This window comes from Curtobacterium sp. 320, assembly GCF_031455235.1.
GTDB lineage: Bacteria > Actinomycetota > Actinomycetes > Actinomycetales > Microbacteriaceae > Curtobacterium.
Window position 1 is genome coordinate 428,954 of sequence record NZ_JAVDSI010000001.1, and the last position, 14,226, is coordinate 443,179.

Annotated in this window: 17 protein-coding genes; 12 read left to right on the forward strand and 5 right to left on the reverse strand. The window is 70.6% G+C overall.

The features are described from left to right. Nucleotides 1–48: 48 nt before the first annotated feature. Nucleotides 49–636, forward strand: a complete 588-nt coding sequence (locus J2X60_RS02115) for a TetR/AcrR family transcriptional regulator (RefSeq protein ID WP_309886358.1) — start codon at nt 49–51, stop codon at nt 634–636. A 60-nt stretch (nt 637–696) separates the two neighbouring features. On the opposite strand, the gene J2X60_RS02120 is transcribed toward J2X60_RS02115, so the two are convergent. Then, nucleotides 697–1,389, reverse strand: coding sequence for a TrkA family potassium uptake protein (locus J2X60_RS02120; RefSeq protein WP_175473676.1), 693 nt, complete (start codon nt 1,387–1,389; stop codon nt 697–699). Further along, nucleotides 1,382–2,815 carry a potassium transporter TrkG gene (locus tag J2X60_RS02125; RefSeq protein WP_309886359.1) on the reverse strand — a complete coding sequence of 478 codons (1,434 nt, stop codon included), beginning with the start codon at nt 2,813–2,815 and terminating at the stop codon, nt 1,382–1,384. The genes J2X60_RS02120 and J2X60_RS02125 overlap by 8 nt, the downstream gene beginning before the upstream one ends. 72 nt (nt 2,816–2,887) lie before the next feature. On the opposite strand from J2X60_RS02125, the gene J2X60_RS02130 reads away from it, so the two are divergent. The 5 genes from J2X60_RS02130 to J2X60_RS02150 all read left to right on the forward strand — a co-directional run bounded on the left by J2X60_RS02130 (nt 2,888) and on the right by J2X60_RS02150 (nt 4,514). Then, the gene (locus J2X60_RS02130) at nt 2,888–3,403 is read left to right on the forward strand and encodes a metalloregulator ArsR/SmtB family transcription factor (protein ID WP_309886360.1); all 516 of its coding nucleotides are present in this window, start codon (nt 2,888–2,890) and stop codon (nt 3,401–3,403) included. Between the two features lie 82 nt (nt 3,404–3,485). Next, a complete protein-coding gene (locus J2X60_RS02135) occupies nt 3,486–3,680 on the forward strand; it encodes a helix-turn-helix domain-containing protein (protein WP_022902482.1) in 195 nt (64 codons plus the stop codon). A 118-nt stretch (nt 3,681–3,798) separates the two neighbouring features. Continuing rightward, nucleotides 3,799–3,897 (forward strand): 30S ribosomal protein bS22, encoded by a 99-nt coding sequence (locus J2X60_RS02140; protein WP_003792170.1) that lies wholly within the window; start codon nt 3,799–3,801, stop codon nt 3,895–3,897. A 72-nt stretch (nt 3,898–3,969) separates the two neighbouring features. Next, a complete protein-coding gene (locus tag J2X60_RS02145) occupies nt 3,970–4,224 on the forward strand; it encodes a glutaredoxin family protein (RefSeq protein ID WP_071296698.1) in 255 nt (84 codons plus the stop codon). Next, nucleotides 4,221–4,514: a Dabb family protein gene (locus J2X60_RS02150; protein ID WP_071296699.1), complete on the forward strand. Its 294-nt coding sequence runs from the start codon at nt 4,221–4,223 to the stop codon at nt 4,512–4,514. The genes J2X60_RS02145 and J2X60_RS02150 overlap by 4 nt, the downstream gene beginning before the upstream one ends. 79 nt (nt 4,515–4,593) lie before the next feature. Here the strand turns inward: J2X60_RS02150 and aspS are convergent, their stop codons facing one another. Both aspS and J2X60_RS02160 read right to left on the reverse strand, forming a co-directional pair. Next, nucleotides 4,594–5,934: an aspartate--tRNA(Asn) ligase gene (gene aspS, locus J2X60_RS02155; protein ID WP_309780043.1), complete on the reverse strand. Its 1,341-nt coding sequence runs from the start codon at nt 5,932–5,934 to the stop codon at nt 4,594–4,596. A gap of 227 nt (nt 5,935–6,161) precedes the next feature. Continuing rightward, nucleotides 6,162–6,536 carry a MerR family transcriptional regulator gene (locus tag J2X60_RS02160; protein WP_261647099.1) on the reverse strand — a complete coding sequence of 125 codons (375 nt, stop codon included), beginning with the start codon at nt 6,534–6,536 and terminating at the stop codon, nt 6,162–6,164. Nucleotides 6,537–6,589: 53 nt separating this feature from the next. On the opposite strand from J2X60_RS02160, the gene J2X60_RS02165 reads away from it, so the two are divergent. The 6 genes from J2X60_RS02165 to ccsB all read left to right on the forward strand — a co-directional run bounded on the left by J2X60_RS02165 (nt 6,590) and on the right by ccsB (nt 12,830). Beyond that, the gene (locus tag J2X60_RS02165) at nt 6,590–8,080 is read left to right on the forward strand and encodes a SulP family inorganic anion transporter (protein ID WP_309886361.1); all 1,491 of its coding nucleotides are present in this window, start codon (nt 6,590–6,592) and stop codon (nt 8,078–8,080) included. A 68-nt stretch (nt 8,081–8,148) separates the two neighbouring features. After that, nucleotides 8,149–8,805 carry a histidine phosphatase family protein gene (locus tag J2X60_RS02170; RefSeq protein WP_309886362.1) on the forward strand — a complete coding sequence of 219 codons (657 nt, stop codon included), beginning with the start codon at nt 8,149–8,151 and terminating at the stop codon, nt 8,803–8,805. Continuing rightward, nucleotides 8,802–9,419 carry a TlpA disulfide reductase family protein gene (locus J2X60_RS02175; RefSeq protein ID WP_083413893.1) on the forward strand — a complete coding sequence of 206 codons (618 nt, stop codon included), beginning with the start codon at nt 8,802–8,804 and terminating at the stop codon, nt 9,417–9,419. Before J2X60_RS02170 ends, J2X60_RS02175 begins: the two co-directional genes overlap by 4 nt. 45 nt (nt 9,420–9,464) lie before the next feature. Then, entirely contained in the window at nt 9,465–10,163 is a 699-nt protein-coding gene (locus J2X60_RS02180) for a cytochrome c biogenesis protein CcdA (protein ID WP_309886480.1), read from the forward strand. Beyond that, nucleotides 10,147–11,838 carry a cytochrome c biogenesis protein ResB gene (locus J2X60_RS02185; protein WP_261647093.1) on the forward strand — a complete coding sequence of 564 codons (1,692 nt, stop codon included), beginning with the start codon at nt 10,147–10,149 and terminating at the stop codon, nt 11,836–11,838. Before J2X60_RS02180 ends, J2X60_RS02185 begins: the two co-directional genes overlap by 17 nt. Nucleotides 11,839–11,843: 5 nt before the next feature. Continuing rightward, nucleotides 11,844–12,830 (forward strand): c-type cytochrome biogenesis protein CcsB, encoded by a 987-nt coding sequence (ccsB, locus tag J2X60_RS02190; protein WP_309780458.1) that lies wholly within the window; start codon nt 11,844–11,846, stop codon nt 12,828–12,830. Between the two features lie 256 nt (nt 12,831–13,086). On the opposite strand, the gene J2X60_RS02195 is transcribed toward ccsB, so the two are convergent. Then, entirely contained in the window at nt 13,087–14,064 is a 978-nt protein-coding gene (locus J2X60_RS02195; protein WP_309886363.1) for an o-succinylbenzoate synthase, read from the reverse strand. Between the last annotated feature and the right edge of the window lie 162 nt (nt 14,065–14,226).

Below are 14,226 nucleotides of genomic sequence, written 5' to 3' on the forward strand. Positions count from 1 at the left end.
TCTAGGTTAAGTCAGTAAACTGAGTGAGTCAATCAGCGAGGAGTCCGCATGCCCAGGAGCGCGCCCCGCGGCGGGCCGGAGACCCGTGCGCGGATCGCCGAGACGGCGTCCGGGATGTTCGCCGAGCACGGCTTCGACGGCGTCACCGTCGCGCAGGTCGCGAAGGCCTCCGGGGTCTCGAGCGTCACGGTCTTCAAGCACTTCCCGCGCAAGGAAGACCTGTTCCTCGACCGCTCCGCCGAGACGGTCGCGCTGTTCGTCGCAGCCGTCGACAACGTTCCGCGTGACGAGGCGCTCGACGCGCTCGAGGCGCTCGCACTGCGCCTGGTCGACGAGCGCGCGCCGGTCTCCGGGCTGGCGCCCGGCGCGCACGCGTTCTTCCGGACGGTCGCCGACTCGCCGGCCCTGCAGTCGCGTGCGCTCGAGCTCGTTGCCGGGGCGCAGCGCGCGCTCGGGGACGCCGTCGGCGACCGACTCCTCGCAGCCCTCTTCGTCGCCGGCTACGCCACGGTCTTCGTCGGGACGGCACGGGCCGTCCTCGCGGGGGAGGACGAGGACACCGTCGTCACGGCGCACCGCGCCGGGCTGGAACGGCTCTTCCGTGCACTCCGGGACGGCGTCGCGTCCGCGACGTGACCGGCTGACGGACTGGAGGGACGGTGCGGGCCCGCCCCGCGCCTCCTGTCCGTCCCGTCCTCACTCCAGGGCGGCGAACCGTTCCAACGCGCTCTCGGTCCCCGAGACGATGATGACGTCGTTCTGGCCGATCACGCTCTCCGGCGTCGCCGGGACGAAGGCCTCGCCGGGGGTCTTGATGCCGAGCACGGTCAGGCCGAAGCGGGTGCGGATCACCGTGGTCGCCAGGTCCTTGCCGCGGACCGACGCCGGCGGGAACATCTTGACCACGGCGAAGTCGTCGTCGAACTCGATGAAGTCGAGCATCCGGCCGGACACCAGGTGTGCGGTGCGCTCGCCGGCCTCGCGCTCGGGGTAGACGACGTGGTTCGCGCCGATCCGGGACAGGATCGTGCCGTGCGACCTGCTGATCGCCTTCGCCCAGATCTGCGGGATGCCGAGGTCGACGAGGTTCGCGGTGATGAGCACGCTCGACTCGAGGTCGCTGCCGGTCCCGACGACGGCGATCGGGAAGTCCTGCGCACCGATCTGCCGCAGGGCGTCGATGTCGGTCGCGTCCGCCTGCACCGCGTGCGTGACGCGGTCCGACCACTTCTGCACGAGCCCGGCGTCGGTGTCGACGACGAGGACCTCGCGGTCCTGCCGCTCGAGCTGCCCGGCGGTGGCGGCACCGAACCGTCCGAGGCCGATGACGAGCACCGGAGCATCGTGGCTGACGGCGCCGAGCGGGTGCGGACGGTTGCGGTCAGCCAACGATCGGCCTCTCCTCGGGACGGCGGAACAGTTGCCGGCTCTGGCTGGCGGCCAGTGCAGCGGCGATGGTCACTGTACCGACACGGCCCAGGAACATCGTCGCCGCGAGCACGTACTTGCCGGACTCGGGCAGGTTCGCGGACACCCCGGAGGACAGCCCGCACGTCGCGAACGCCGAGATGACCTCGAACAGCACGCGGTCGAGGGACTCGTGGGTGATCTGCAGGAGCACGACGGTCGCGACGGCCACGATGGTGGCGCCCCAGAGCACGACCGCCACGGCCACGCGCAGGACGTCGCTCGGGATGCGCCGGCCGAACGCCTCCATGCTCTGGCGCCCGCGGGCCTCGGCGACGGCGGCGAGGAACAGGACCGCGAGCGTCGTGACCTTGATGCCGCCGGCGGTCGAGGCCGAGCCGCCGCCGATGAACATGAGCATGTCCGTGACGAGCAGGCTCGACCCGTTCAGCTGGTCGAAGTCGACGAGGGAGAACCCGCCGGACCGGGTCATCGTGGAGAGGAAGAGGGCCTGGAACGCGGTGCGACCAGCGCCCTCCTCACCGAAGGTGGTCGGGTTCGATGCCTCGAGCGCGATGTACACCGCGGCGCCGCCGACGAGCAGGACCGCGCTCGTCGCGAGCGTGAGCTTCACGTGGATCGGCCAGCGGCGCGGCGTCCGGAGCTGCTTCGTCAGGGCACGGATCACCGGGAAGCCGATCGAGCCCAAGACCACGCCGACCATGAGCAGCGAGAGGAACCAGTAGTCGTGCGCGAACGGGGTGAGTCCGCTGGCGTTCGGCGCGAAGCCGGTGTTCGTGAACGCCATCGCCGCGTAGTAGAAGGAGTCCCCGACAGCCGTCCAGAAGGGCATCCCGGCGATGAGCACGGACGGCAGCAGGAGGAGCCCGAGGACGATCTCGATCGACAGGGTGCTCACCGCGACCGTCGCGAGCAGGGTGCCGACCTCACCGAGACGGACGGCCTGGCCCTCGGGCACGGCGCCGTGGTGGGTCCGCAGGGGGTTCGAGTCGCCGGCCGCCATGAGCTTCGCGCGGAGTCCGAGCTTCCGGGTGACGAAGAGGCCGAGGATCGAGGCGAACGTCAGGACGCCCACGGCCCCGATCTGGGTGCCGATCACCACGAGGGTCTTGCCGAACACCGACCAGTGCGTCGCCATGTCCACGGTGGCGAGCCCGGTGACGCAGACCACCGACGCCGCGGTGAAGAGGGCGTCCGCGAAGTGCGTCGAGCGTCCGTCCGCCGCGGCCCACGGCGTCATGAACAGGCTCGTGAAGACGAAGATCAGCGCCACGAAGACGACGATCGCCAAGCGGGACGGCGACGAGCGGAGGGCGGTGCCGAAACGGGACGGCCGTCGACGGGTCGCTCCCGCCGAGCGGGACGGCGGCTCGTGTCGGTCGAGCATCGTATGCCTCCGTGGACATGGGCGGGACGGTTCGTCATGGTACATCCGTGACGCCCCGGCTAGCCTTGCCCCATGGCCGACATCTTCAGCGTCGTGGCGGACCCCACCAGGCGTGAGCTGCTCGGGACGCTCCTGTCCGCGTACGGCTCGGACGTCACCGGCGGCGAGCTCAGCGTCGGCCAGCTCGTGGAACGCCTCGGCGTCAGCCAGCCGACCGTGTCGAAGCACCTGCGCGTGCTCCGCGACATCGGCCTCGTGACGAGCCGCGAAGAGGGGCAGCACCGCTACTACCGCCTCGACCCGGAGCCGCTCCTCGGCATCGAGGAGTGGGTCCTCCCGTTCACCGGCGCGGTGGACGCCGACGGCACCCCGGCCACGACGGCGTGGACGCTCGACGGGCAACCGGTCTCGGTCCGACGCTCCGGCACGGCGGGCAAGGCCACGGTCGAGGTCGGCACCGAGCTCGGCCGCGTGATGGCCGAGGCCTCCTACCGCGCGACCGCGGCGCTGTCCGGCGCGCAGCAGGGCTGGGAACGGGTCGTCGACCGCAGCCGGAAGCGCTTCACGCGTCGGGGCGACGAGGACTGAACGGGACCTGGACACCGGGTCGCACCCGCCCCTACAGTTGCCAGTGACCACACAGGTCACACCGATTTCCCGAAGGCGGACCATGACCGGCAGTTTCGACGACGTGCGCTTCCTCACCGTCGCTGAGGTCGCCGAGATGATGCGCGTCTCCAAGATGACCGTCTACCGCATGGTCCACGCGGGGGAACTCCCCGCCATCCGCTTCGGCCGGTCCTTCCGCGTCCCGGAGTCCGCCGTCGCGGACGTCCTGCGCGGTGGCATCGCCGACGTCGGCTAGGCGGGTCCGAACCGGCCCGTTCGACATCGCGTCAGGCCTCCGCTAGACTCGGCGGGGTTGTTTTTCCGCGGTCTCGTTGGCCCGGTGTCCACACAACATCAGTCCGAGTGAGGTCCGTATGGGTTCTGTCATCAAGAAGCGTCGCAAGCGCATGGCGAAGAAGAAGCACCGCAAGCTGCTTCGCAAGACGCGCCACCAGCGTCGCAACAAGAAGTAGGCCCCGAGCCTGCAGCGTCATGCCCCGGTTCGCCGGGGCTTTCGCGTTTCCGGGGGCGGATATGGTGGTCCCATGCCCGCCGTGACCCTGCTGACCAAGCCCGGCTGCCACCTCTGCGACGACGCCCGACCGGTCGTCGAACGTGTCGTGGCCGAACACCCGGGGACGACGCTGCAGGAGCTGTCCATCCTCGACGACGACGCCCTCCGCCTGGAGTACGCGGAGGACATCCCGGTCGTCCTGGTCGACGGGCGTGTCCACAGCAACTGGCACGTCGACGCCGACCGGCTCCACCGTGCCCTCGAGAAGGCCGAGGCCCGCGCATGATCCACCACGTCGTCTCCTGGACCCTGCGCGAGGACCTCGACCGCGCACAGTCCGTCGAGCGGATCCGCGAGCTCCTCGTCGGGCTGATCGGCACCGTCGACTCGATCCGTTCCCTGCAGGTCGTCGAGAACGTCGCCTACCCGGGGAAGAACCAGGACGTCGCCGTCGTGGCGACCTTCGACGACCTCGCCGGCCTCGACGAGTACCAGGTGCACCCGCAGCACCAGGCCGCGGCAGCGGAGATCCGTGGCCTGGTCACGGGGCGGGCGGCCATCGACTGGGAGAGCTGAGCCGCGCCTCCTGGCCCGCGCCGGCGCACGCAGAACGGCCCCCGTCCTCGGACAGGGGCCGTTCTCGTGCAGCGGGTGACTACGGGGTGAGGCGCGTCGGGCCGCGGAACAGGTACGTGACCTCGCGGATGGACGGCTCGTGCAGCGCGAGCATGAGCACGCGCGCCAGGCCCATGCCGAACCCGCCGTGCGGCGGCACGCCGTAGCGGAAGAAGTCGAGGTACCAGCCGAGCTCCTCGGGGTCGAGGCCCTTCTCGACGGCCTGTGCCGTCAGGGTGTCGACACGGTGCTCGCGCTGTGCACCCGTCGAGATCTCGGCGCCGTTGAACAGCAGGTCGTAGCTGTTCGTGAGCGTCGGGTCGTCGGCGTGACGCATGTGGTAGTAGGGGCGGATCGACGCGTCGTAGTCGGTGACGAAGACGAACTCCGAACCATGCGTCTCCTTCGCCCAGGCGCTCACGCGGCGCTCGCCCTCGGGGTCGAGGTCACCGTCGGCGCGGACGACCTCGTAGCCGCTGTCGGCGACGATCTTCCGGGCCTCGGCCAGGGTCACGCGCGGGAAGGGTGCGGTCGGGACGACGAACTCGAAGCCGAAGACCGCTTCGATCTCGGCGCCGTACTTCTCCTTGACGGCGGTGAAGCCGGCGACGAGGAGCTCCTCGTGCATGGCCATGACGTCCTCGTGCGACTCGACCCATGAGATCTCGGCGTCGACGCTCGTGAACTCGGTCGCGTGGCGGCTCGTGAACGACGGGTCCGCACGGAAGGCGTCGGCGATCTCGAAGACCGCGCCGAAGCCGGCCGGCTGCGCCATCTGCTTGAAGTTCTGCGGCGACTGCGCGAGGTACGCCGTCGTCTCGAAGTACTCGAGCTGGAAGAGCTCGGCACGCGACTCGGACGCCGAGGCCATCAGCTTCGGGGTGTGGATCTCGATGTAGTCACGCTCGACCCAGTACGTGCGGAACGCGTGCTCCATCGTCGTCTGGATGCGGAAGATGAGGTTCTGCTTGCGGTTGCGCAGGTCGAGGAAGCGCCAGTCGAGGCGCTTGTCGAGCGAGGAGTCGTCCGCGATCGGGGTCTCCGGGATGGCGGCGCTGATGACGGTCAGGTCGCCGACCTTGACCTCGAGCCCGCCGAGCTTGACGCGCTCGTCGTGCTTCAGGGTGCCCTGCACGTGCACGAAGGTGCCGTGCGCGAGGCCGGAGATCGCCTCGGTCGTCGCGAGTGCGGCGGCGGAGGCGTCGTCGCCCTCGACCGCTTCGCGCGTGGCGGGGTTGACGAGCTGTGCGGCGCCGGACTCGTCACGGAGGACGACGAACTGCACCTTCTTCTGGTCTCGGACGGTCTCCACCCATCCAGCGACGGAGACGGGGCCGTCGGGGCGTGCGGCGAGGTCGGCGATGCGGGTGCGTTCGATCACGGTGGTCGAGTCTACCGGTTGCGCCTCGGGCGCCGTCGTCGGATGCGTTCGTTCCTCCACAGGTCGGCTGGCGTCCGGCATCGTCCACAGATGGTCCCGGAGGCGCGGGTCGGGTCCGATGTCTCCGTAGCGTTCCTGACGTGGCCGGGTCGCGAGCTGGAGGGAGACCCCGCACGACGGCAGGGGTCGAGGGGCTCGCGGCCCGGCCGCCTGGGGCGGGGGAGCCCTCACGGGAGTGAAGCGCGCAGGCTGCCGAGCGTCCCGATGAACTCCTCGGCCATGCCCGCCCGCTCGATGAGCTTCGCGTGCCGCGCCCGCGCGTCCACGAGGAACTCGTCGAGCCGTGCGGCCAGCGCTGGCGCGTCCCCGGGGTCCTTCGCGGCCAGACCGTCGACGACCCGGAGCAGCTCGGCCATCTCGTCCAGCGTGAACCCGAGCGGCTTCATCCGCCGGATCACGAGCAGCCGTTCGAGGTCCTGTTCCGTGTAGACCCGGAACCCGCCGGTCGTCCGTCCGCTCGGCACGAGCAGCCCGACCTCGTCGTAGTGCCGGATCGTGCGGAGGGACATCCCGGCGCGGTCGGCCAGTTCGCCGATGTGCATCGTGGTGCTCACGGGGACGACTCTACCCTCACGTGAGGGTAGAGTTCAGGGCGATGTCCGTGACCACCCACGCTCCCACCGCTCCGAGCGTCCTCAGCGCCCTGCGTTCGCCCCGCCTCCTCACGCGCGAGGTCCTCGCCGGGATCGTCACCGCGCTCGCCCTCATCCCCGAGGCGATCTCCTTCTCGGTCGTCGCCGGGGTCGACCCGGCGGTGGGGCTCTTCTCGAGCGTCGTCATCGCCGTCGTGATCTCGATCGTGGGCGGCCGTCCGGCGATGATCTCCGCCGCTGCCGGGTCCGTGGCGCTCGTGATCGCCCCGCTCGTGCGCGACCACGGGATCGCGTACCTCGTCCCGACGATCGTCCTCGGCGGCCTCATCCAGATCGTGCTCGGCTTCCTCGGGGTCGCCCGGCTGATGCGGTTCATCCCGCGCAGCGTGAACGTCGCGTTCGTGAACGCCCTCGCCATCCTGATCTTCACCGCGCAGCTGCCGAACCTGTTCGGTCCGGACGTGCCGGCGGTGGTCTGGGCGCTGACGGCACTCGGCGTCGCCGTCATCATCGGGTTCCCGTTCGTCACGAAGGCGGTCCCGGCACCGCTCGTCGCCGTCGTCGTGATCACCGCGATCACGATCCTGTTCGGCGTCGCCGTGCCAACGGTCGGCGACGAGGGCGCGCTGCCGAGCGCGCTGCCCGGGTTCAGCGGCATCACCACGCCGTTCTCGCTGGGCACGCTGCAGACCATCGCGCCGTACGCGTTCGGCGTCGCGATCGTCGGGCTCATCGAGACGCTGCTCACCGCGCAGCTCGTCGACTCGATCACCGAGACCGGTTCGAGCAAGTGGCGTGAGTCGTGGGGCCAGGGCATCGCGAACGTCGCGTCGGCCTTCTTCGGTGGCACCGGCGGCTGCGCGATGATCGGCCAGACCGTCATCAACGTGAAGACGGCCGGGGCCCGGACGCGCATCTCCACGTTCGCCGCCGGAGCGTCGGTGCTCGTGCTGACGATCGTCCTGCACGACCTCGTGGCCGAGATCCCGATGGCCGCGCTCACCGCCGTGATGATCATGGTCTGCGTCGCCACCTTCGACTGGCACAGCATCCGACCCCGCACGCTCCGGCGGATGCCCCTCGGCGAGACCGCGGTGATGGTGATCACCGTCGTGGTCGTCGTCGCGACGGACAACCTCGCGACCGGCGTGCTCGTCGGGGTGGTCGTCGCCGCGCTCGTCTTCGCCCGCCGAGCCGCCCACGTGGTGACCGTCGCGCGTGAGGTCGTCGACGAGCACACGGTCCGCTACCGGGTCCGCGGGGCGCTGTTCTTCGCCTCGTCGAACGACCTCGTCACCCGCTTCTCCTACGCCGAGGACCCCGAGCACGTCGTCATCGACATGTCCGACGCGCACGTGTTCGACGCCAGCACGGTCGCGGCCCTCGACGGGGTCGAGCAGCGATTCGCCAAGCACGGGTCGACGGTCGAGGTGGTGCACCTCAACACCGGGTCCACGGCGCTCCACGGGCGGCTCTCCGGCGAACTGGGCTGAGTGGTTCCGCATCCGGTGAATCCCCTGTGCGGGCGGTGGGAACCCCTGAGCGACCTACACTGGAACCCATGCCCGCGTCCCGAATCCACCTCGTCCGTCACGGCGAGGTGCACAACCCGGACCGTGTCCTCTACGGGCGGCTCCCCGGCTTCGGGTTGAGCGACCTCGGCAAGCAGATGGCCCTCGCCTCCGCGACCGCGTGGAAGGACGCCGGCGTCGACGTCCGGCGGATCGTGGCCTCGCCGTTGCAGCGCACGCAGGAGTCCGCCGCGCCCTGGTCCGAGGCCTTCGGGCTCGACGTCGCCCTCGACGAGCGGCTCATCGAGCCCACCAACCGGTACGAGGGACAGCCCCCGGGCTTCACCAAGCGTTCGCTCGGACGCCCGGCCGAGTGGCCCTGGATCGCGAACCCGTTCCGGCCGAGCTGGGGCGAGGCGTACGAGTCCATCGCGAACCGGATGCTCGCAGCCGTAGCCACCGCGTGGGAGAGCGTCGACGACGGTGACGTCGTCCTCGTCAGCCACCAGCTGCCGATCTGGATGGTGCACCGCCGTCTCGCCGGCGAACAGCTCTGGCACGACCCGCGCAAGCGACGCTGCGACCTCTCCAGCATCACCACCGTCGAGCGTGTACCCGCCACCTCGTCCGGTCGGTTCACCGAAGTCGGGTACGCGGACCCGGCGCAGGCCCTGCGCGCGACCGCCATCGACGAAGGAGCAGTGTGATCACCAGCAGGAGCAAGCGGTTCGCGGTGCTCGCGGCGACGGCGGTGACCGCCGCCCTCGTCCTGACGGGGTGCTCGTCCGACAACGACTCGCTGTCGAAGCAGTACGGCAGCGGCACGACCCAGAACTACATCTCCGGTGACGGCGCCGTGACCGAGGTCGCCGCCGACAAGCGCACCGACGCGGTCGACTTCGAGGCGAAGGACATCGACGGCGAGACCCTGTCGTCGAAGGAGCTCAAGGGCAAGGTCGTCGTCCTCAACTTCTGGTACGCCGGCTGCCCGCCGTGCCGTGCCGAGGCGAAGTACCTCAACAAGGTCCACGACCAGTTCGCCGACGACGACGTCCAGTTCATCGGCGTCAACGTCCGTGACGAGCAGGCCACGGCCGAGGCGTTCGAGCGCACCTTCAAGGTCGACTACCCGACGGTGCTCGACCAGAAGACCGGCGCGATGCAGCTCGCGCTCTCCGGGCAGATCGCCCCGAACGCCGTGCCCGCCACGATCGTGCTCGACAAGCAGGGCCGCGTCGCCGCCCGCGTCCTCGGTGCGGTCGACGGCCCGGGCATCCTGAACACGCTCGTCTCCGACGAGTTGTCGGGCAAGGCTTCCTGACCCGTGTCCAGCAACCCCTTCGCCGACGCGATCCTCAGCGGGCAGATGGCCGTGGCGCTCCCCGTCGCGGCACTCGCCGGGCTCGTGTCGTTCCTGTCCCCGTGCGTGCTGCCCCTCGTGCCGGGCTACCTCGGCTACGTCGGCGGCGTCGCCGAGGGCGGACAGCGCCGCAGTCGCGTGGTGCTCGGGGTGCTGCTGTTCATCCTCGGCTTCACCGCGGTGTTCGTGGCGTACACGACGGTCTTCGGCGCGCTCGGGTTCTGGCTCGTCCGGTGGCGCGACCTCATCACGCAGATCCTCGGCGTCGTCGTCATCGCGATGGGTCTCGTCTTCGTCGGCCGCTTCACCTTCCTGCAGCGCACGATCAAGCCCGGGTGGACGCCCGCAACCGGCCTGGTCGGTGCGCCCCTGCTGGGCATCGTGTTCGGGCTCGGCTGGACGCCCTGCCTCGGCCCGACCCTCGCGGCGATCAACCTGCTCAGCGTCCAGTCCGGCAGCGCATGGCAGGGCATGTGGCTCGGTGTCGCGTACTGCCTCGGCCTCGGCATCCCGTTCGTCCTCGTCGCGCTCGGCGCCGGCTGGGCCACGGGCGCGATCCGCGCCGTGAAGCGCCACATGCGCATCGTCAACATCATCGGAGGAGCGATCCTGATCGTCATCGGTCTGCTCATGGTCACCGGCATCTGGTCGGCCGTCATGTCGAGCGTCGGGGCGGTGATCCAGACCTTTGTCCCCGCAGTCTGACCCCGACATCGACTCCACCGACACCTCGGCGGACCCGCAGCGACCGTCGGACCACGTCGACGGATCCGGCCCGGAGACGGCTGCAGGCGGGTCGGGCGACTCCGGCGTCAACCAGCCGAAGCTCGGGGCCGTCGGGTACCTCCGCTTCTTCTGGCGGCAGCTCACGAGCATGCGCACGGCGCTGTTCCTCCTCATGCTGCTGGCGCTCGCGGCGATCCCGGGGTCCCTGGTCCCGCAGCGCACGGCCGACCCGAACGGCGTCGTCCAGTACAAGGCCGACCACCCGCAGCTCTTCCCGGTCCTCGACAAGCTGCAGGTCTTCGACACCTACACGTCGGTGTGGTTCTCGGCGATCTACCTGCTGCTCTTCGTCTCCCTGATCGGCTGCATCGTCCCGCGCACGAAGCACCACTGGCAGGCGCTGCGCACCCGACCCCCGAAGACCCCGGTCCGCCTGAGCCGTCTGGCCGGCTACCGCTCGGTCGCCGTCGACGGCGAGGGCGTCACGCCGGAGCACGCCGTCACCCGCGCGATGGCGATCCTCAAGCGCTCCGGCTACCGCGTCGAACGCTTCGGCGACTCGGTGAGCGCCGAGCGCGGCTACCTGCGCGAGACCGGCAACCTGGTGTTCCACGCGGCGCTCGTGGGTGTGCTGCTCGCGGTCGGTGTCGGCGGCGGGTTCGGGTACACCGGCCAGCGGCTCCTCGTCGAGGGCCAGACGTTCTCGAACGTGCTCGGCTCGTACGACTCGTTCAACCCCGGCCGCTGGTTCCAGCAGAGCGACCTCAAGGGCTACAACTTCACGCTCGACAAGTTCGTCACCAAGTACGAGGAGCGCAACCTCGACGCCCTCGGCCAGGCGCTCGACTACTCGGCGACGGTGACGACGCAGGAGAAGGGCGGCTCCAAGCAGACGAGCCGCCTCGGCGTCAACGACCCGGTGAGCGTCGGCGGCACCAACGTCTACCTCCTCGGCAACGGTTACGCGATGGACGTCACCGTGCGCGACGGCGACGGCAACGTGGCGTTCCAGGACACCGTGCCGTTCCTCCCCGAGGACGCGAACTACACGTCGACCGGTGTCATCAAGGTGCCGGACGCGCTGCCGGACCAGCTCGGCATGGTCGGGTTCTTCTACCCGACGGCGTCGAAGCTCTCGACCGGCGCGTACGCCAGCGCCTACCCGGACGACCAGAACCCGCTGCTGACCCTGCAGGTCTACACGGGTGACCTCGGGCTCGACGACGGCGTCCCGCAGAGCGTCTACACGCTCGACACCAGCGGGCTGCAGCAGATCGCGGGCCGCCAGTCTAAGACCGCCAGTGTCGAGCTGAAGCCCGGGCAGACCAAGACGCTGCCGGACGGCGCCGGGTCGATCACGTTCGACGGGGTGAAGCGCTACGTCTCGCTCGACGTCCACCACGACCCGTCGCAGCTGTGGGTCGGCGGCTTCGCCGTGCTGTCCGTCCTCGGGCTCCTCACGTCGCTCTTCGTCCCGCGCCGTCGCGTCTGGGTGAAGGTCGTGCCGCGCCGCGACGGCAGCGCCGACGCCGAGCCGGGCTACGACCTCGAGTACGCGGGCCTCGCACGCGGCGAGGACCCGAACCTCGAACGGGCCGTGGCGGACATCGCCAAGCGCCACACGTCGGACCTCGGAGTTAGGATGCCCCAGTGAACGACATGACCACGAACCTCGCGACCTACTCGGTCGTGCTGACGTACTCCGCCATGGCGGTCTACGTCATCGCGTTCATCGCGTTCGCCCTCGACATGGCGAAGCGGGCCGGCGACGTGACGGCTGCGTCCGACGCCGCTGCGGCGCCCGCCGCCGGCGCGGAGCGGACCGTCGCGACCGTCCAGGGCGGCACCGTCGTCCTCGAGCAGGTCGCCGTCACCGACGAACGAGCCGGGCGCCGCGGGACGAAGTTCGAGCGGGTCGGCATGGCGATGACGATCCTCGCGCTCGTGCTGCACGTCGCGTCCGTCGTCCTGCGCGGGATCGCGGCCGACCGCGTGCCGTGGGGCAACATGTTCGAGTTCTCGCTGACCGGCACGGCGCTGATCACCCTGATCTTCCTGCTCGTGCAGTTCTGGCAGAACCTGAAGTTCCTCGGCGTCTTCATCACCGGCCTGACGATCATCCTGCTCGGCATCGCGACCGTGAACTACTGGGTGCCCGTCGTGCCGCTGCAGCCCGCGCTGCAGTCGTACTGGCTCGTCATCCACGTCTTCGTCGCCATCGCCGGCACGGGCTTCTTCGCCCTCGGCGCCGGACTCGCCGTGGCGCAGCTCGTGCAGACCTACCGCCAGGGTCGGACCGCCTCGGGCAAGCTCCGCTTCATGGAGACGCTGCCGGACGCCGACCGGCTCGAGGTCCTCACCTACCGCGTCCTGCTCGTCGGGTTCGTCCTCTGGACCTTCACGCTCATCGCCGGTGCGATCTGGGCCGAGCGCGCCTGGGGTCGCTACTGGGGGTGGGACACCAAGGAGGTCTGGACCTTCATCATCTGGGTGGTCTACGCCGGGTACATCCACGCGCGTGCGACCCGCGGGTGGCGTGGCGCGCGGTCGTCGTGGCTGGCCCTCATCGGCTTCGCCGCGGTGATGTTCAACTTCTCGGTCGTGAACGTGTTCTTCAAGGGCCTGCACAGCTACTCCGGACTCTGAGCCGGACGGGTCGCTGATGCGGCCCTGGTCGCGACCACGGCCGGACGGGAGGCGCGGTGCCAGCTGGCACCGCGCCTCCCGTCCGTCGTCGGCGCGAGTCCGAGGCCCGAGCCCGGACGCGAGCGCGAGGTCGCGCAATCCGTCGCTCGGCGCGCGTCGGAGCGACCGAACGTGCGACCTCGGTGAACGTGAGCGGCAGGTCGTGCGACCGGGCAGACCCGGGCGGCCGAGCCGACCGGGGCGGCCGGGCGGGCGGTCAGCCGGCGAGGAGCGCGTGCACCCGCTCGAGCCGCGCGAGCCACCACGCGGTACGCTCCGGCCACGCGGCGTTCCGCTCCAGCAGGTCCCGGTCGACCTCGACCCGCCGCACCGGCACCCGCCCGTCCACCGGCAGCAGCGGTGCCGCCGACACGTCCGACGTGAACATCGCCGCGGTGCCGAGCCCCGCGGCGTACCCGGGCGACATCGCCTCGGCCGCGAGGAACGCCCCCATCCCCAGCCCGACCGACGTGTCGAGCGCACTCGAGACCACGCAGGGGAGCCCGGCGTCGGCGACGACCGCACGCGCGGCGGTGATGCCGCCGAGGGGCTGCGCCTTCACGACGAGGACGTCGGCGGCACCGGCCCGGGCGACGGCGAGCGGGTCCGAGGCCTTGCGGACGCTCTCGTCCGCGGCGATCGGCACGCCGAGTCCGGCGATCCGCTGCCGGAGCTCGGCGAGTTCCGGCACCGTGCGGCACGGCTGCTCGGCGTACTGCAGGTCGAACGGGGCGAGGCGCTCGAGGGCCTCTGCGGCGGAGTCGACGCTCCAGAGCCCGTTCGCGTCCACCCGGACCGCAGCGGAGGGGCCCATCACCCGTCGGACCTCGGCGACGCGGGCCACGTCGTCGTCGATGATGGTGCCTGGTTCGGCGACCTTGACCTTGGCGGTCGTGCAGCCCGGGTACCGCGCGAGGAGGTCCGCGACGCCGTCCGGAGCGATCGCCGGCACGGTGGCGTTCACGGGGACGCTGTCCGCGGCGGGCTCGTGCGTCGTCCAGCCGAAGTCGACCGCAGCCCGGAGCCACGCGGCGGCCTCGGCGTCGTCGTACTCGACGAACGGGGAGAACTCGGTCCACCCGGCCGGACCGCGCAGGACGAGGGCCTCGCGCACCGTGATGCCGCGGAACCGCACCCGCATGGGCAGCGCCACGACGTGCGCGTCGGAGAGGAGGTCGTCGAGGTCGGGGAGCACCTGGCCATCATCCCAGGAGCACCCAGGGCACCCCACGGTTCCTCGGAGCGGACCGCCAGGGCAGCGCACTAGTCTGCATCGGTCGGCCACGGTCGGCACCCCAGCACGAACGTCGGCCACGGTCGGCACTCCAGCACCAGCACCGAGGACGAGGGAGGACCT

Bases quoted from the DNA above. Each gene is read 5' to 3' on its own strand.
- J2X60_RS02115 (WP_309886358.1), top strand. From the start codon at position 49: ATGCCCAGGAGCGCGCCCCGCGGCGGGCCGGAGACCCGTGCGCGGATC.
- J2X60_RS02125 (WP_309886359.1), bottom strand. From the start codon at position 2,815: ATGCTCGACCGACACGAGCCGCCGTCCCGCTCGGCGGGAGCGACCCGT.
- J2X60_RS02130 (WP_309886360.1), top strand. From the start codon at position 2,888: ATGGCCGACATCTTCAGCGTCGTGGCGGACCCCACCAGGCGTGAGCTG.
- J2X60_RS02135 (WP_022902482.1), top strand. From the start codon at position 3,486: ATGACCGGCAGTTTCGACGACGTGCGCTTCCTCACCGTCGCTGAGGTC.
- J2X60_RS02140 (WP_003792170.1), top strand. From the start codon at position 3,799: ATGGGTTCTGTCATCAAGAAGCGTCGCAAGCGCATGGCGAAGAAGAAG.
- J2X60_RS02145 (WP_071296698.1), top strand. From the start codon at position 3,970: ATGCCCGCCGTGACCCTGCTGACCAAGCCCGGCTGCCACCTCTGCGAC.
- J2X60_RS02150 (WP_071296699.1), top strand. From the start codon at position 4,221: ATGATCCACCACGTCGTCTCCTGGACCCTGCGCGAGGACCTCGACCGC.
- J2X60_RS02160 (WP_261647099.1), bottom strand. From the start codon at position 6,536: ATGCACATCGGCGAACTGGCCGACCGCGCCGGGATGTCCCTCCGCACG.
- J2X60_RS02165 (WP_309886361.1), top strand. From the start codon at position 6,590: ATGTCCGTGACCACCCACGCTCCCACCGCTCCGAGCGTCCTCAGCGCC.
- J2X60_RS02170 (WP_309886362.1), top strand. From the start codon at position 8,149: ATGCCCGCGTCCCGAATCCACCTCGTCCGTCACGGCGAGGTGCACAAC.
- J2X60_RS02180 (WP_309886480.1), top strand. From the start codon at position 9,465: ATGGCCGTGGCGCTCCCCGTCGCGGCACTCGCCGGGCTCGTGTCGTTC.
- ccsB (WP_309780458.1), top strand. From the start codon at position 11,844: ATGACCACGAACCTCGCGACCTACTCGGTCGTGCTGACGTACTCCGCC.